This is a genomic window from Pontibacterium granulatum (genome assembly GCF_029961155.1).
Taxonomy (GTDB): Bacteria; Pseudomonadota; Gammaproteobacteria; order Pseudomonadales; family Balneatricaceae; genus Pontibacterium; species Pontibacterium granulatum.
Genome location: NZ_JASBRH010000001.1, coordinates 153,494 through 168,190, shown reverse-complemented (window position 1 = coordinate 168,190; position 14,697 = coordinate 153,494). Strand labels below are relative to the sequence as shown.

At 51.1% G+C, this 14,697-nt stretch carries 10 protein-coding genes; 7 read left to right on the top strand and 3 right to left on the bottom strand.

Going from position 1 to position 14,697, the window contains the following annotated elements; all coding sequences use genetic code 11:
- Positions 1-4 precede the first annotated feature (4 nt).
- Both QKW35_RS00810 and QKW35_RS00805 read left to right on the top strand, forming a co-directional pair.
- On the top strand, positions 5-1,159 hold the full coding sequence (locus QKW35_RS00810; protein ID WP_282350176.1) for a polysaccharide pyruvyl transferase family protein: 1,155 nt from the start codon (positions 5-7) through the stop codon (positions 1,157-1,159).
- Positions 1,160-1,337: 178 nt separating this feature from the next.
- A complete protein-coding gene (locus QKW35_RS00805) occupies positions 1,338-2,054 on the top strand; it encodes a class I SAM-dependent methyltransferase (protein ID WP_282350175.1) in 717 nt (238 codons plus the stop codon).
- Between the two features lie 61 nt (positions 2,055-2,115).
- Here QKW35_RS00805 and QKW35_RS00800 read toward each other — a convergent pair whose 3' ends face one another.
- From QKW35_RS00800 to QKW35_RS00790, 3 genes are read right to left on the bottom strand one after another with little or no spacing between them, the layout of a single operon-like run.
- The gene (locus QKW35_RS00800) at positions 2,116-4,356 is read right to left on the bottom strand and encodes an N-acetylneuraminate synthase family protein (protein WP_282350174.1); all 2,241 of its coding nucleotides are present in this window, start codon (positions 4,354-4,356) and stop codon (positions 2,116-2,118) included.
- Entirely contained in the window at positions 4,353-5,057 is a 705-nt protein-coding gene (locus tag QKW35_RS00795; RefSeq protein WP_282350173.1) for an acylneuraminate cytidylyltransferase family protein, read from the bottom strand. The genes QKW35_RS00800 and QKW35_RS00795 overlap by 4 nt, the downstream gene beginning before the upstream one ends.
- Positions 5,058-5,062: 5 nt before the next feature.
- Positions 5,063-7,132 (bottom strand): motility associated factor glycosyltransferase family protein, encoded by a 2,070-nt coding sequence (locus QKW35_RS00790; RefSeq protein WP_282350172.1) that lies wholly within the window; start codon positions 7,130-7,132, stop codon positions 5,063-5,065.
- 236 nt (positions 7,133-7,368) lie between these two features.
- Between QKW35_RS00790 and QKW35_RS00785 the strand changes: the two genes are divergently transcribed.
- From QKW35_RS00785 to QKW35_RS00765, 5 genes are all read left to right on the top strand, one after another.
- Complete coding sequence (locus QKW35_RS00785; RefSeq protein WP_282350171.1) at positions 7,369-8,808, top strand: sigma-54 interaction domain-containing protein; 1,440 nt, start codon at positions 7,369-7,371, stop codon at positions 8,806-8,808.
- A gap of 6 nt (positions 8,809-8,814) precedes the next feature.
- Complete coding sequence (locus QKW35_RS00780; RefSeq protein ID WP_282350169.1) at positions 8,815-9,906, top strand: sensor histidine kinase; 1,092 nt, start codon at positions 8,815-8,817, stop codon at positions 9,904-9,906.
- 35 nt (positions 9,907-9,941) lie between these two features.
- Positions 9,942-11,318 (top strand): sigma-54-dependent transcriptional regulator, encoded by a 1,377-nt coding sequence (locus QKW35_RS00775; protein WP_282350167.1) that lies wholly within the window; start codon positions 9,942-9,944, stop codon positions 11,316-11,318.
- Between the two features lie 339 nt (positions 11,319-11,657).
- Positions 11,658-13,610, top strand: a complete 1,953-nt coding sequence (gene acs / locus QKW35_RS00770) for an acetate--CoA ligase (RefSeq protein ID WP_282350166.1) — start codon at positions 11,658-11,660, stop codon at positions 13,608-13,610.
- A gap of 417 nt (positions 13,611-14,027) precedes the next feature.
- Positions 14,028-14,693 (top strand): response regulator transcription factor, encoded by a 666-nt coding sequence (locus QKW35_RS00765; RefSeq protein WP_282350165.1) that lies wholly within the window; start codon positions 14,028-14,030, stop codon positions 14,691-14,693.
- Positions 14,694-14,697: the final 4 nt, after the last annotated feature.

The following is a 14,697-nucleotide window of genomic DNA, read 5'->3' as shown; positions in this document are numbered from 1 at the left end:
AATTGTGAAAATTCTCCATGTGGCTAGTTTTGTCGGTAATGTTGGCGACAATGCAAATCATCAAGGGCTTCGGGCCTGCTTGGCGCAGGCCTTTCCTCTTCCCCATGAGATTACCGAACTCGAGATTCGTAAGTGTTATCGAATCTACACGGGGCACGACCGTTGGCGGTTCGATGACGACTTTGCAAGCTTGGCAAATGAGCATGACTTGGTTGTTATCGGCGGCGGAAATTTCTTTGAACCATGGCTAACGGAATCTTCCACCGGTACGACGATTGATCTGGCAGATGCGGTGCTGGAAAAGATTCAATCCCCGGTTGTATTTTTTGGCGTTGGCTTTGACACGTATAAGCCCTGTCCCGACATCTGTCTGGAACGCTTCCTGAGGTTTAGTGAGCGACTGCAGAAACGCCCAGGTACGCTGATGACATTCAGAAACGATGGTTCTTTCCAGAACTATCTGGCCTGTTATGGTAATCAATCGGCAGACCGTATTCTGGTGGTCCCGGACGGCGCCTTTTTCTATCGCCCTCAGAGTTCATTGAATCTGCTTGAGGCAAAGCACGATGTTACTTACTGGGGAATAAACGTCGCTTCAGATATGAAGGACGTACGCTTCCCTGAAGATAGTGATAATTCACTGAGCTGGAGCGGTTTTCTGCAACGCTACGCTGCATTTTTGTCGCTGGAGTTGGAGAGGTCCGCGCACCTTCAATTGGTACTGTTTCCTCATATCTATAAAGATCTTTCAGCCATCGGTGAGTTGCTGGAGTATATGGATGATCGCCTTTGTCGCGACAGAATTACCGTCGCGCCTTATCTGCATGGATGGCAGGGGGCGGATCAGCTCTTTAGCTTGTACCAGAAGTGCTCGCTTGTGATGGGGATGCGATTTCACACTAATGTGTGCGCCATGGCTATGGGTGTGCCTACGATTGGCTTATCAAGCTCACCTAAAATTGCAGACCTGTATAAGGAATTGGGTTTGTGCCGGCGCTCAGTGGATGTAAAACGACCTGATTTCGTGCAGCATATTGAGAGTTTGGTGGAAAGTTTCAAGTCGGATTCTAATCGTGTCATTCAGGAGAATATCGAGCTTAGGGAGTTGCTCGACCGTCAGATGGCGCAGTTCATCACCGTATTGAAGGGGATGTTGTAGTGCAAAAGGGCAGCTTGATAATCAACAATCCTATCTTCGCGCTGTTTTGTGACTATGGGCTATGTGACTACGAACAGCTCGAGAAGATACATGATCGTACGCGTGATAACGAAAATATTTCTGTTTATCGATGTTTAAAAACAGGAATGATTTTTTGTCAGATACCGGGCATATGGATATGTCCCATTACGATCAGAAGCCTCCCACCCATCGCTATGGTATGGATAAGCGTGCCATCGTTAATACCAACGATGATAGCTTACGGCGTCGCGATCGGTTCACGAATCTTATACGGGGCAAGTCTTGGCTTGATGTTGGTGCCGGATCCGGGGCGATGTTAGACCTGTTGGCCCCCTTGGCGAAACGCGCAGCTGCAGTGGAGCCACAGGAGAATGCATCCAGCACGCTCAAGCAGCTGGGATACGAGACCTTCAGGCGTCTGGAAGAGGTGGATGTTGATGGTGTTGACGTCATAACGTTGTTTCACGTACTGGAGCACATCGAATACCCGGAAGAGGTACTCAAGCAGTGCTTTGATCGATTAACAGCAGGTGGGCGTCTTGTCGTCGAAGTGCCTCACGCATCTGATGTGTTGATCAGGCAATTTGATCTGCCGGCATTTAAAGACTTTACATTCTGGAGTGAGCATCTTGTGCTGTACACGCGATACACGCTTGAAACCCTGGTGCGAAAAGTTGGATTTTCCAATATTGTGGTTGAAGGTGTGCAGCGTTATCCGGTTGCCAACCACCTGAACTGGCTGGCAAACGGAACGCCTGGTGGGCATATCACTTTAGACTTTATGAGAGACGCACCACTCGACAGCGCATACGAGGCGATGTTGCGGAAACTAGATATGACGGATACGTTGGTGCTGAGCGCCGTAAAACGCTAGCGAATCAGCGCGCCAGGCGTGAATGAGTCTGACGCGCCGATTTCCATAGGTGGGGCTTAACTTAAAAGTACTTTTCAAGAAAGTGTAGGGCTTGCCAGAATCCTTCGCCGTTATTCTTGTGGCCTTGCCAGACCTCAGGGATAAACATAGCGTGTGGTGCACATTGTTGCAGGGTTTCTGACAGTGCTCTGAAATCCACATCCCCCTGACCAATCTGAATACCTTCACCGTCCACGCCTTTGGCATCAACAATGTGGCAGTATGCGATGCATGAACCGATCGCTTTTGTGAACTCGATCAGGTCCCAGTCGTAGTAGTTACAGGCCATCATTGAGTGTGATACGTCAAAACAAACGCGTACATTGTGCTTTGTGCAGAATTCGCGAATTTCATCAGGTGATACGAATAGGTTGTGATAGCTTTGGCCTCCAAAATGCCACGGGAATGGCGGCATCGTCTGGATGATGACTTCTACACCCTCTTGGTCCACCTTGCGCAACGCCTCGGCTACGCGGTCATACATGGCTGGTAGCTTATCTTTAGGCAGGAAACCAGCGCTGTTGAAGCCGCCCGCATTAATGATGATAAATGGGCGTTGGCTTTGGGGAAAAATTGATTTTAACGAGCGGGCGATGTTAATTACGCGTTGCAGTTCATTGATCGAATGTCGCCAATAGTCCGTGTCTGTACTGGATAGATCCATGATGTGATCGCCCTTGAACAATTCGGGCGCATGTACCGCAAAGCCGTGTCCGTCTTCCCGTAAGGGTAGAATCGAATGGGCATCCACATCCATGTCCTGATAACTCAGGTGGAACTCTACAAAGTCCATGTTTGATTTTTCAATGAGCTTACCGTAGTCGTGATAACGGACGGGAATCCCAAAGGGGCGGCTGAAGGAGAATGCTTTAGGTGAAAGGTCTGCGCTGATCAGGTCAGAATCATAAAAGTAGTCTCCGGGCTCCATGTCGCGTTTGCAACTCAGACCGACCAACTGTTCCAGATAGCAAGGTTGTAGGCCTTGCCCCGGACTTTTGATATCCAGCATGTCCCGATTGATCGTCATACCCTTCCTGATCGGTTGCTTGGCGATCAGGCTTTTGGCAAGAATTTCCCGGTTCATCATTTCGCCTTGAGACATAGAACGGGTATTGTCGCTGCCTAACGCTGATTCCAGCTCACGTATTTGTGACACCATGCACGCAAACTCATCTGGGAGTAACGACACTTTGTGGTCATTGCCTTCCATCTCTTTGTCGATCGTAAAGTGCTTTTCAATTATCTTCGCGCCCATTGCGACGGCAGCGACTGGAATAGCGATGCCTCGCTCATGACCTGAGTAGCCGATGATTGAGCCTGAAATCTCTTTCAGTCTTTTCAGATAGTTGAGGTTGATATCTTTAAATGGTGTTGGGTATGTGGAATTACAGTGCAGGATGGCAAATTCTGATCCGCTGTTGCGCAGCAGGTCGATTGCATGTTGAATTTCTGACTCTTTCGACATACCTGTTGAGCAGATGAGGGGCTTTCCGGTTGCTGCAAGTTCTTTTAATAGTTTGTCATTCGTAAGGTCTGCGGAAGCTACTTTATAGGCTTCCATGCCGTATGCTTCCAGCTTGCGTAGAGATTCGCTATCCCATGGGGTGCAAAGGGGCATCATACCCAGCGATTTGCAGTACTCGAACGCGTCGAACAGCTCTTCGTCAGAGAGTTGAAAGCGTTTAAGCAGGTCTAGTGTGTACTCGGCGCCAAGGTCGGATGAGCCGCTGGCGGATGGTTTATAGAGCGATTCCATGCTGCGCATCTGGAACTTCACACAATCTGCTCCAGCTTCACTGGCAAGGCGTACCAAGCGCTTCGCCAGTTCCAAGTCGCCGTTATGGTTGTTACCTATTTCCGCAATGATGAATGCAGGGCTGGTTTCGTGTATGTGGTGTTCCCCGAACGAGATCCCTTTTTTGCCTTTCAGCGCTATCGCTACAGGCCTTCCAGAATCGTCCAGCAAAGGCAGAACGGAGATCGGACCCGTAAAGCTCTGCTCGATCTGGGTGCGGGGGGAATCGACCGGCAGGCTGTGAACGGTATCGTGAACCAGCGGACTTATCTCTTGTTTAAGATCAAACTCCTCTGTGTTGATCAGCCAGCGTCGGAAGTCACCATCTGTGAACGATCCTACGAGTTGTCCAGAGCTGGAAACGACAAAAACAATGCGATTCTTGTTCTGGTTGATCTTCTCAAGCGCACGAAATACGGATTCATATTCGTAGACGATAAAATCGGAAATTTTGCGCAGAATGATCAAGAGTACTGCTCCCGCATATTGGTGAGTATTGCTTCGTTAACGTACCAGTCTACTGGCGTGTCTATCTCGTAGCTTTCTTCTTCGCTCATGATAAACATGCCAATATTGCCGCCAAGCCGATTGTTTTGGCTACGGTAAATCTCTGTTTTCGTGATGTAGATTGAACCATTCTCACGGTACTTAATGTCGGTAGCCGGAATATCTTGTCTGCGAGGACGATTCTGATAGTTGTAAAGGGCCTTGGGGTGCTGTTCATCTCGCCACAAGAAATGCCAGAATGGAGCTGTGCTAACCATCGAGTCATACCCGCCCTCCAGAAAGGATTGGATAGCTGTTGCTAACGCATTGGCCTGCCTGATGGGTGATGTGCATTGGAGCAGCACTACCAGGTCCGGAATATAACCCTCTTCACTTTTGAGCCAGTCAAGCGCATGAATAATCACAGGCTCTGTAGCCGTTGTGTCTTCCGCCAAGACCGAGGGGCGGATAAATGGGATTTCTGCTCCAAACTCTCGTGCAACGCTGGCAATTTCGTGGCTGTCTGTGGAAACGATAGTTCGGTTAATCAGAGGGCATCGAGTAGCGTGTTCGATTGTCCAGCCAATCAAAGGTTTTCCTGCCATGGATTTAACGTTTTTGTGAGGAATTCCTTTGGAGCCACCACGGGCAGGAATAATTGCCAGAATGCTTGGCTGGAGCATATCTCTTACCTTTTTACTTTTTGATCCAGGTTGCGGGTTTTGGCATCCAGGGTGAGCAGTTCGTTATCAGCCTTATCTTGGCAGAGTGTTACGAACTCAAGAAACAGTTCTCGCACGTTGTTGTAATATCCCAATGCTTCCGTTTTGTTGTTTCCATAATACAGAGCGCGTTGCAGGAAAATGTTAAAGCCGTAGATGCTGCCTTTGATCAAGGTGTAACAGTATTGGGAGTCATTATTAAGCCCAAGTGAAAGCAAAAGCTTGTGCAATGTGTTGATGGATAGCTGTGCTTGGTCCCAGTTCGACTGGGGCGTTTGCAGCAGTGCCTTCATGGCGTTAAGGGCTTTGGTTAGCGGCTTGAACATTGCGCAGACTGTCGCATTGTTTTCCATCGGTCTAATGCCGTCTGTGTAAAAGTGCTGTTGGTAGAGCGCCTTAATCAGCCCGTTTTTGTCTTTTATGACCTGATCCAGATTGATCTCTTCCAGAGGGGTCGGTGTTGCGCCTTCGATCCAAATACCGTTGCTGGAATTGTGGCAGTTGAGATTAGGGATTGCCCGGATCTGTCGTTCAAATGAACCTTTCGCTGCAAGGTAAACGTGCGTGGTGACGACAGAACCACCGAAATTACCGGGTGCAATGCTGTTGCCATCGTCTTTAGCGGAATATAGATGAAGGCCTTTTTGGTGTTTTTCATCCATATTGTAATGGGTGCTGAGCTGGGAGTGGTGTTGCTCTCCAGAGCTGAAGCCCAGATCAAGGCCAAACATGTAGATGTTTTTAAAGCCCAGCGCAACGCTGAAAGCCATACCGGCGTTGCCTACGGTGGGGTTGCAGAATGCCAGATTGATCGCGCTATTTCCCTCGGCAATATAGCGACTGAAGAAGTGAGTCCCGAGGTCATTTGCTTTCATTCCCATGCCGCGGATATCGAACATGTCGAATACCTGAGGATGAACCGTATTCAGTGCCAAAAGCAATATGCCCTTACGGTATTCCTCATCGGTTGCTGCCGAAATCCACTCGACGACCGGGCGCGTGCGCTCCATTTCAATGTGTATGTCAGGTTTAATGCCCATCTTTTTCAATGAGCCAAGCGTTGTACCGCAGGAAACAATAATTGCTTTGTCCTGATTCTCGATCAATACCTCCTTGGCCTCATCCAGAGATGGACCGTTGCCAACGAGGAATACCGGTGTATCGAGGTATTTATTGTTGAGGGGGGAGTACTCTCTTAATGGAGGTATTTGTGAGCGCCAGTTATGCACTGTATGAGCAAGACTAACCTGTTCGTCATCGAAATAGCCATTGGGTAGGAAATCCAATCGGGCGCTTTCGATGAAACGGGATATGATATCTTGCATCTCTTTACTGCTGAGATGTTCTATATGGTAAGCATTGATCAGGTGGTGCGGGCCGATGCGGTAGAAGTGCTTGCGCAGCTCATCCATGCTGTTGCGAGGTGTTTGCCCTACGATCAGCTTGATAGAGTGGTCTGGTTGTTCAAAGTGAGCAAATACCTGTTCCCAGTCCAGAATATGCAAAGACGCATGAAAAATATCATCGTGTGGTTCAAGGATGATCAGATTCCGAATGTCCGTGACGTCAAGTAGCTGCGGAATCAGGTATCCCATGCCGATCCCGTTAAGGATCATTGTGTTGGTTGTGTCTTCCAGGGGTAGCGCTTTTAGGCGGTCTGGTAATTTGCCTAACAAGGCGTGACAACGGTTGGCAATGGAAACATAAGTGACGTTTTCTTCGTCCAGAATGTTCTTTGCTTTGAAGTTGATCTTATAGGTGCGAGGCGTTTTGGCAAACTGATCAACATAATCTTGGCAAAACTGCTGTGGATCGTATGCGTAAACCGGCTTGTTATTCAGCGTGCTATTGACCAGATTCAGATATCCATCCGTCGTGAGGTGGAGTCTGATCTTCTGTGCGTTATGCTTCTGGAAGCGGTTTGCTAATTCTGGTGCTTTGGATTGAAAAAAACGGATGTTCTTCATAAACAGCGATTGTATTTGCTGCTGTAATTGTTGAGCGAGGACTTGAAAGGTTTTTTCGTCAATATTCATTATTTAACCTGATGAATAGGTAAATCCAAAGCCACGAGACCTTGCACATTTGTTGGTCTCGCTCATGCTCACATGTCTCGGGATGCTAACACAGTTATCCGAGACGCTTCTCTATCGATACTAGGGATATCGGCGGAAATGGGAAAGCCTTTATCGATAAGTGCGCCAAAAAGTTGACATTCTTCCCGTTCCTGAAATACTTCCTTCAATGGTTTTTTTGACGCTTTTGTTCTGAGATGACGCCAACAACGTTCAATCTGGTCTTTGTTGATGACGGTGGGGATAACTACCTGCCGACCTGTGTGAGCTTTCTGAAGCTTCCCCTGAGAATGTTTGACTATCCTCAGTGGCTGCAGAGTTCAGGTCAACTGAAGAATATTGATTTTCCCCTGCTGATCCTCGGTAAGTGCCAGACGCCGATCGCGGTTGATCGAATGTTGGTGCAGCTGGCGGAGGATAACGCAGGGCTTCCGGTTGTGCTCTGTGGACTATCAAGGGATGAGGTGGGGGCTCTGCCGAAAGAGCACAAAAAGATGATCATTGGTGAGTTATCCCCTGAGTTTAGCCACGGGGAATTGACCAACCTTCTTCACAAAGCGCAGGTGTACTGCCAGCAGTATACTGTGCCACACAACACAAACCTTAAAGATAGCAGTGTGCTCGGTATATCCAACGCCGTGGTTCAAGTACGCGCTATGATCAACAAAGTTGCCATGCGGGATGTCAGCGTCCTGATTACCGGCGAGTCGGGGACCGGTAAAGAGGTTGTCGCAAGGGATCTACATGATCACTCTGCTCGTCGGAATGGGCCGTTTGTGCCTATTAATTGTGGCGCGATCCCGGCGGAGTTGCTTGAAAGTGAACTGTTCGGGCACGAAAAAGGGGCATTTACCGGCGCTGTAAGTAGTCGTCCAGGACGTTTTGAGCTTGCGCAGGGGGGCACGCTGTTTCTGGATGAGATTGGTGATATGCCACTCAATATGCAGGTGAAAATCCTGCGCGTGATTCAGGAGCGCAAGTACGAACGTGTCGGCGGCACGAAAACATTGGATGCCGATGTGCGCATCATTGCTGCGACCCATAAGAACCTTGAGGCGATGATCGAATCTAACGAGTTTCGGGAGGACCTCTATTTTCGCCTGAATGTTTTCCCTATCGAAATGACGCCGCTACGGGAGCGTATCGAAGATATTCCTGTCCTGCTCGAGGAGATGGTGCGCCGTACAGACGAGCAAGGTCTGGGAAAGGTCATTTTCCATACCAGCGCCATTAAATCGTTGCAGCTGCACCCATGGCCGGGCAATGTGCGGGAGCTCTCCAATCTGGTCGAACGGCTGGTGATTATGTACCCCGATGGCGTGGTGGGTGTATCCGAACTGCCGGCTAAATTTCAGCATATCGAAGAACCCGATCCGGCGCGTTATCAGGCGGATGCGCAGGCTGCTGTGGACTTCGGATCACCTCCGGTACAGGCCGTGGTGGCCAGCTCAGATGGGTGTGTGTTGCCCGAGAGTGGCATCAATTTAAAAGAGTATCTTGAGCAGCAGGAACGCGCTTTGATTGATCAGGCGCTTTCCAGTTGTGAAGGGGTTGTCGCCAGAGCCGCTGACAAGTTACAGGTACGCCGTACGACGCTGGTGGAAAAAATGCGCAAGTACGGTATGCAACGGAAGTAATAAGTAATGGATAAGTTAGCCGCGTCACAGGCGCGAGTGGCTGAGCTTGAGCAGGAAGTGTGTCGACTCAAGGCACAGTTAGCTGCTGAACAGCAGGCCGAGTCGGACGAGTCTAATCGTCTGGCGTCAAAAATGAGGCAGTTGCTGGATCTGCTGCCCGCAGGTGTGATCCAGATCGGTGGTGACGGTGTGATCTCTGATTGCAACCCTGCGGCACTGGAACTGCTGGGTTCGCCGCTGAAAGGCGAAAGCTGGCTGGCAGTGATCCAGCGTAGTTTCGCTCCTCGCAGTGACGACGGCCATGAAGTTTCCCTGAAAGATGGACGTCGTGTCAGTCTGGCGACAAGGGCGATGGACAAAGAGCCTGGGCAACTGGTCCTGCTGAGCAATATGACCGAAACCCGCCTTCTGCAGGAACGCCTGTCCCATTATCAGCGCTTGTCCGAGATGGGGCGGATGATGGCCTCGCTTGCGCATCAGATTCGTACACCGCTTTCTGCGGCGTTGCTTTACACGGACCATTTGTCACGCACAGACCTGTCGCTTGAGCAGCGCTCAAAATTCACAGCTAAAGTGAAGTCCCGGCTCACGCATCTGGAAAAGCAGGTGCGTGACATGCTGGTGTTTGCACGCGCTGAAACACGTCTGGACGACCAACTGAGCGCTGAGCAGCTACTCAGTGAGATTGAAGATCAACTTGATGTGCCGCTGACCTCCTTTGATGCGGATTGCGATTGCACCAACAACGCGGCGGGGGTGCAGATTCAGTGCAATAAAGACGCGCTGCTAGGCGCGCTGGTCAACCTTGTGGATAACGCGCTGCAGGCCTGTGGCGAAGGTGCTGAGTTGGTACTGACGCTGGACCGGGTAGCGAATGATCTTTGTATTCGGGTGCAGGATCAGGGGCCGGGAATGGACCCGGCGACTCTGCAGCGGGCGATGGAGCCGTTTTACACCACCAAATCGCATGGCACCGGTCTTGGTCTGGCCGTCGCTCAGGTTGTTGCAATGGCGCACCACGGCCGGTTTGAACTGCAGTCTGAGCTGGGCAGGGGCACAACCGCATCCATCAGTATGCCGATCAGAACGGCGAATTAATCCACCACGTGTTTTTTAGGTAGTACGGAAAAGGTATGACGGCTCGAATTCTGATCGTTGAAGATGACAATGCGTTGCGCGAAGCGCTGTGCGACACGCTGGAGCTGGCAGGTTTTGACTATGTCGCTGCCGAGAGTGGCGAGGCCGCGCTCAAGCTGCTGGCCGATACCCATGTCGAGATGGTCGTGACCGACGTCAACATGCCAGGGATTGACGGTCATGAGCTGCTGGAGCGCATTAAACAACAGCAACCGGGATTGCCCGTTATGCTGATTACCGCGTTTGGTCAGGTGCATAAAGCGGTGGATGCGATCCGTGCCGGGGCTGTGGATTATCTGATGAAGCCTTTTGAGGCGCAGGCGCTGGTTGAAGCGGTGCGCCGTTATGCACAAGGTGCACTCCGTGCAGACGAGGCTGAGGAGCCGGTGGCCGAAGAAACCAGCAGTAAGCAGCTGTTCCAGTTGGCACGCCGTGTGGCTGCTAGCGACTCGACCGTGATGATCACCGGTGAGTCCGGTACTGGTAAAGAGGTACTGGCGCAATACATCCACCGGCACTCCTCGCGTCTCAGTGCACCGTTCGTGGCAATCAACTGTGCTGCAATTCCGGAAAACATGTTGGAGGCCACGCTGTTCGGTTATGAAAAAGGGGCATTCACCGGCGCCTATGCGGCAACACCGGGCAAGTTTGAGCAGGCCAATGGTGGCACCCTATTGCTGGATGAGATCAGCGAGATGGATCAGGGATTGCAGGCGAAACTGCTGCGTGTGCTGCAGGAGCAGGAGGTGGAGCGCCTGGGTAGCCGTAAGCTGATCAAGTTGGATGTGCGTGTCCTCGCAACCAGTAACCGCAAGCTGGAAACCTACGTCGCCGACGGTAAGTTCCGCGAAGACCTGTATTACCGCCTCAATGTATTTCCATTGCAGTGGAAACCGTTGCGTGAACGCCGCGCTGACATTGTGCCGCTGGCTGAACGTTTGTTGGCGAAATACTGTTCTAAAATGAATCGACCGCCCGCGCTGTTTAGCCCGGATGCCAAAGACGCGCTGAGTCAGCACGGTTGGCCGGGTAATGTGCGTGAATTGGATAACGTTGTACAGCGCGCCCTGATCATGCAGGCGGGAACGGCGATCAGTGCAGCAGACCTGTTGCTCAACCCAGATACCATGGCGACGGATCTTTGTGATCAGATCGATCCGGTGGCTCCCGCCGTCGAGGCCGAAGACGCCAGTCAGCTGGAGACAGGGATGCAGCAGCATGAGTTCCAGCTGATTATCGATGCATTGAAAGCCACCGGCGGCAGTCGTAAAACCGCTGCTGAGAATCTGGGGATTAGTCCACGTACATTACGTTACAAACTGGCGAAGATGAGAGAGGCTGGTCTGGATCTGGAAGCCTTGTTGCGAAAATAGGCGTGAATATCGGTGCGATAGTGTTGCCTTTAGATGCACCCGTTAAAATTGTCAGATATATCGTTTAAGCCGTCTTTTCGTTGCATGATCAGCGCTGTTCGCAGACCTTGCACCAGAGGGAAACAGCAGTGTAAAAATCCACCCAAGACCAATGTCTTAGGTCGGATAGACCAATGTCTAATTCAGACGTTGAGTGCCGGGCGGGTATAAAACTTACCAGTTAACGGACACACGAAACGCCTCCCAATAAGAAGTATAAGGACCTGACAGTTTTGATCAGGTCCAATCAGGGCGAACGGATTCCAAGAATTAAAACAATATACAGCTAAGGGCATCACGATGAGTGAAGAAAAGGTATATCCAGTTTCTCCTGAACTGGCTGCGGAAGCTCACATCAACAACGAAAAATATTTGGCGATGTACGAGCAATCCATCAACGACCCGGATGCATTCTGGGGCGAAGCGGGTAAGCGACTGGATTGGTTCAAACCGTACACCAAGGTTAAAAACACCTCTTTTGACCCGCACAACGTTGATATTCGCTGGTACGAAGACGGTACGTTGAATGCGTCCTACAACTGTCTGGACCGTCATCTGGAAACCCGTGGTGACCAAGTTGCAATCATCTGGGAAGGTGATGACCCAAGCGAATCTGAAAATATCACTTACCGAGACCTGTACGAGCGCGTATGTAAGTTTGCCAATGCGTTGAAAGCACAGGGCGTTGAAAAGGGTGATGTGGTTACGCTTTACATGCCGATGATCCCTGAAGCAGCTGTGGCGATGCTGGCATGTACCCGTATCGGTGCAGTTCACTCTATCGTATTTGGTGGTTTCTCTCCTGAAGCACTGGCCGCGCGTATCGAAGGCGCGAAGTCTAAGGTTGTTGTCACCTCCAACTACTCGCTGCGTGCAGGTAAGTCTGTACCGCTGAAAGCGAACGTAGACAAGGCGCTGACTCACGAAGCTGCGAAAGCATGTGTAGACAGCGTAATTGTTGTTAAGCGTGTAGAAGACGAAGTTGAATGGAACAGCGACGTTGACGTCTGGTACGAAGATATCGTTGCTGAAGCTTCTGCTGAGTGTGCTCCTGAAGAGATGGAAGCAGAAGCACCGATGTTTATCCTGTACACCTCCGGTTCTACTGGCGCGCCAAAAGGCCTGAAGCACACCACCGGTGGTTACATGGTGTATGCATCCATGACCCACGAATACGCGTTCGACTATAAAGACGGTGACATCTACTGGTGTACTGCGGACGTAGGTTGGGTAACCGGCCACAGCTACATCGTATACGGTCCGCTGGCAAACGGTGCGACCTCCCTGATGTTCGAAGGTGTACCAAGCTACCCGGACAACAGCCGCTTCGGTCGCGTAATTGAAAAACACAAAGTTAACCAGTTCTACACTGCGCCAACTGCAATCCGCGCGCTGATGCAGCAGGGCGAAGATGTTCTGGGAGATTCTGATCTGTCCTCTCTGCGTATCCTGGGTTCTGTCGGTGAGCCGATCAACCCGGAAGCATGGGAATGGTACCACCGCGTAGTTGGCCAGGGGCGCTGCCCGATCGTTGATACCTGGTGGCAGACAGAAACAGGCGGCATGATGATCCTGCCTTTGCCTGGTGCAACGGATGCCAAGCCAGGTTCTGCAACCCGTCCGTTTTTCGGTGTACAGCCAGCGCTGCTGGATGCGGAAGGTAACGAACTGGAAGGTGCGACCGACGGTAACCTGGTCCTGAAAGACTCCTGGCCGGGTCAGAGCCGTTCAATCTGGGGTGACCACGAGCGCTTTATCCAGACTTACTTCTCTACTTACAAAGGTGTGTACACCACCGGTGACGGCGCGCGTCGTGACGAAGATGGATACTACTGGATCACTGGTCGTGTCGACGACGTAATCAACGTATCCGGTCACCGCATGGGTACGGCGGAGATTGAATCTGCACTGGTTGCTCATCCAGCAGTGGCTGAGTCGGCAGTAGTTGGTTATCCACACGATGTGAAAGGTCAGGGTATCTATGTGTACGTGACCCTGCAGGCTGGCTACGAGCAGTCCGATGAGCTGCTGAAAGAGCTGCGCACTTGGGTACGCAGCGAGATCGGTCCAATCGCATCGCCAGACCTGATTCAGTTTGCGCCAGGCATGCCGAAGACCCGGTCCGGTAAGATCATGCGCCGAATCCTGCGCAAGATCGCTGAGGATGACTTTGGTTCTCTGGGTGATACCTCCACTCTGGCAGATCCATCCGTGGTTGACGATCTGATCGAAAACCGCATGAACCGTAAGTAATATCCGGCAAGTTCTGCTAGCCTGATAAAGGAAGGTACGAATAAGTCCTGTTTGTGCTCTGCAAGCCCTTAAGTCTGTAGATGCAAGGTGCAGTTTGCCGTTAATGGCCAAGTCCTTAACAAAAACTGCAACACCGCAGATGCGGGCTTAAGGGCTTGCCCTGCGGGGCTTTCGGGAAGATCCACACTCGGTGTCAGCACTTTTTGCAAGGTTACAACCTTACTGCAAAGTGCTTCCTTGATTGTGAACCTTCCCGAAAGCCAGAGTGCTAACAGGACTTGTTCGCACCTTCCTAATGCTCCCGCCGGGTTTTGCCTGGTGGGAGTTTTTGTATTATCGGTGGTATGATTGAGCCAGGATTAGGTTGCAGTACAGGAACTTGCACCTTAACTGGTGTGAGAGGGGGGTAGTGAACGCATGCAGCTCGCACAAAAAATTATTATTGCTGACGATCATCCGCTGTTTCGTGCAGCGCTGAAGCAGGCAGTGGCACAGGCGGTGCCGGGTGTTGCAACTGTAGAGGCCGACTCTCTGGCGGCAGTGCAGGAAGCAGTAGATCAGAATCCTGATGCAGATCTGGTGTTGTTGGATATCCACATGCCAGGTACCAATGGTTTCTCCGGCTTGGTATTCCTGCGTGGTCAAAACCCGGGGATTCCGGTTGTTGTGGTGTCCGGTAGCGAAGAGCCGCATGTGATGAAACGTGCGATCGATTACGGTGCGTCAGGCTTTATTCCTAAGTCCGCACCGCTGGAAACCATCTCCGACGCAATTAAAGCTGTACTCGAAGGTGAAGAGTGGTTGCCGCAGGAGGTTGCTGACAATCTGGGTGACGTGAGCGAAGAGGATCAGAAGTTTGCCGCTGCGCTGGCTGCTTTAACGCCTCAGCAGTTCCGTGTTCTGACCATGCTGACCGAAGGTCTGCTTAACAAGCAGATTGCCTACGAGTTGAATGTCTCCGAAGCGACAATTAAAGCGCATGTGACCGCAATCCTGCGTAAGCTGGGCGTTCACAGCCGTACCCAGGCGGTGATTGCAGCGCAGCGTCTCGGCGTTGAACCACCCAAGACCGACGTAGAATAAGTCT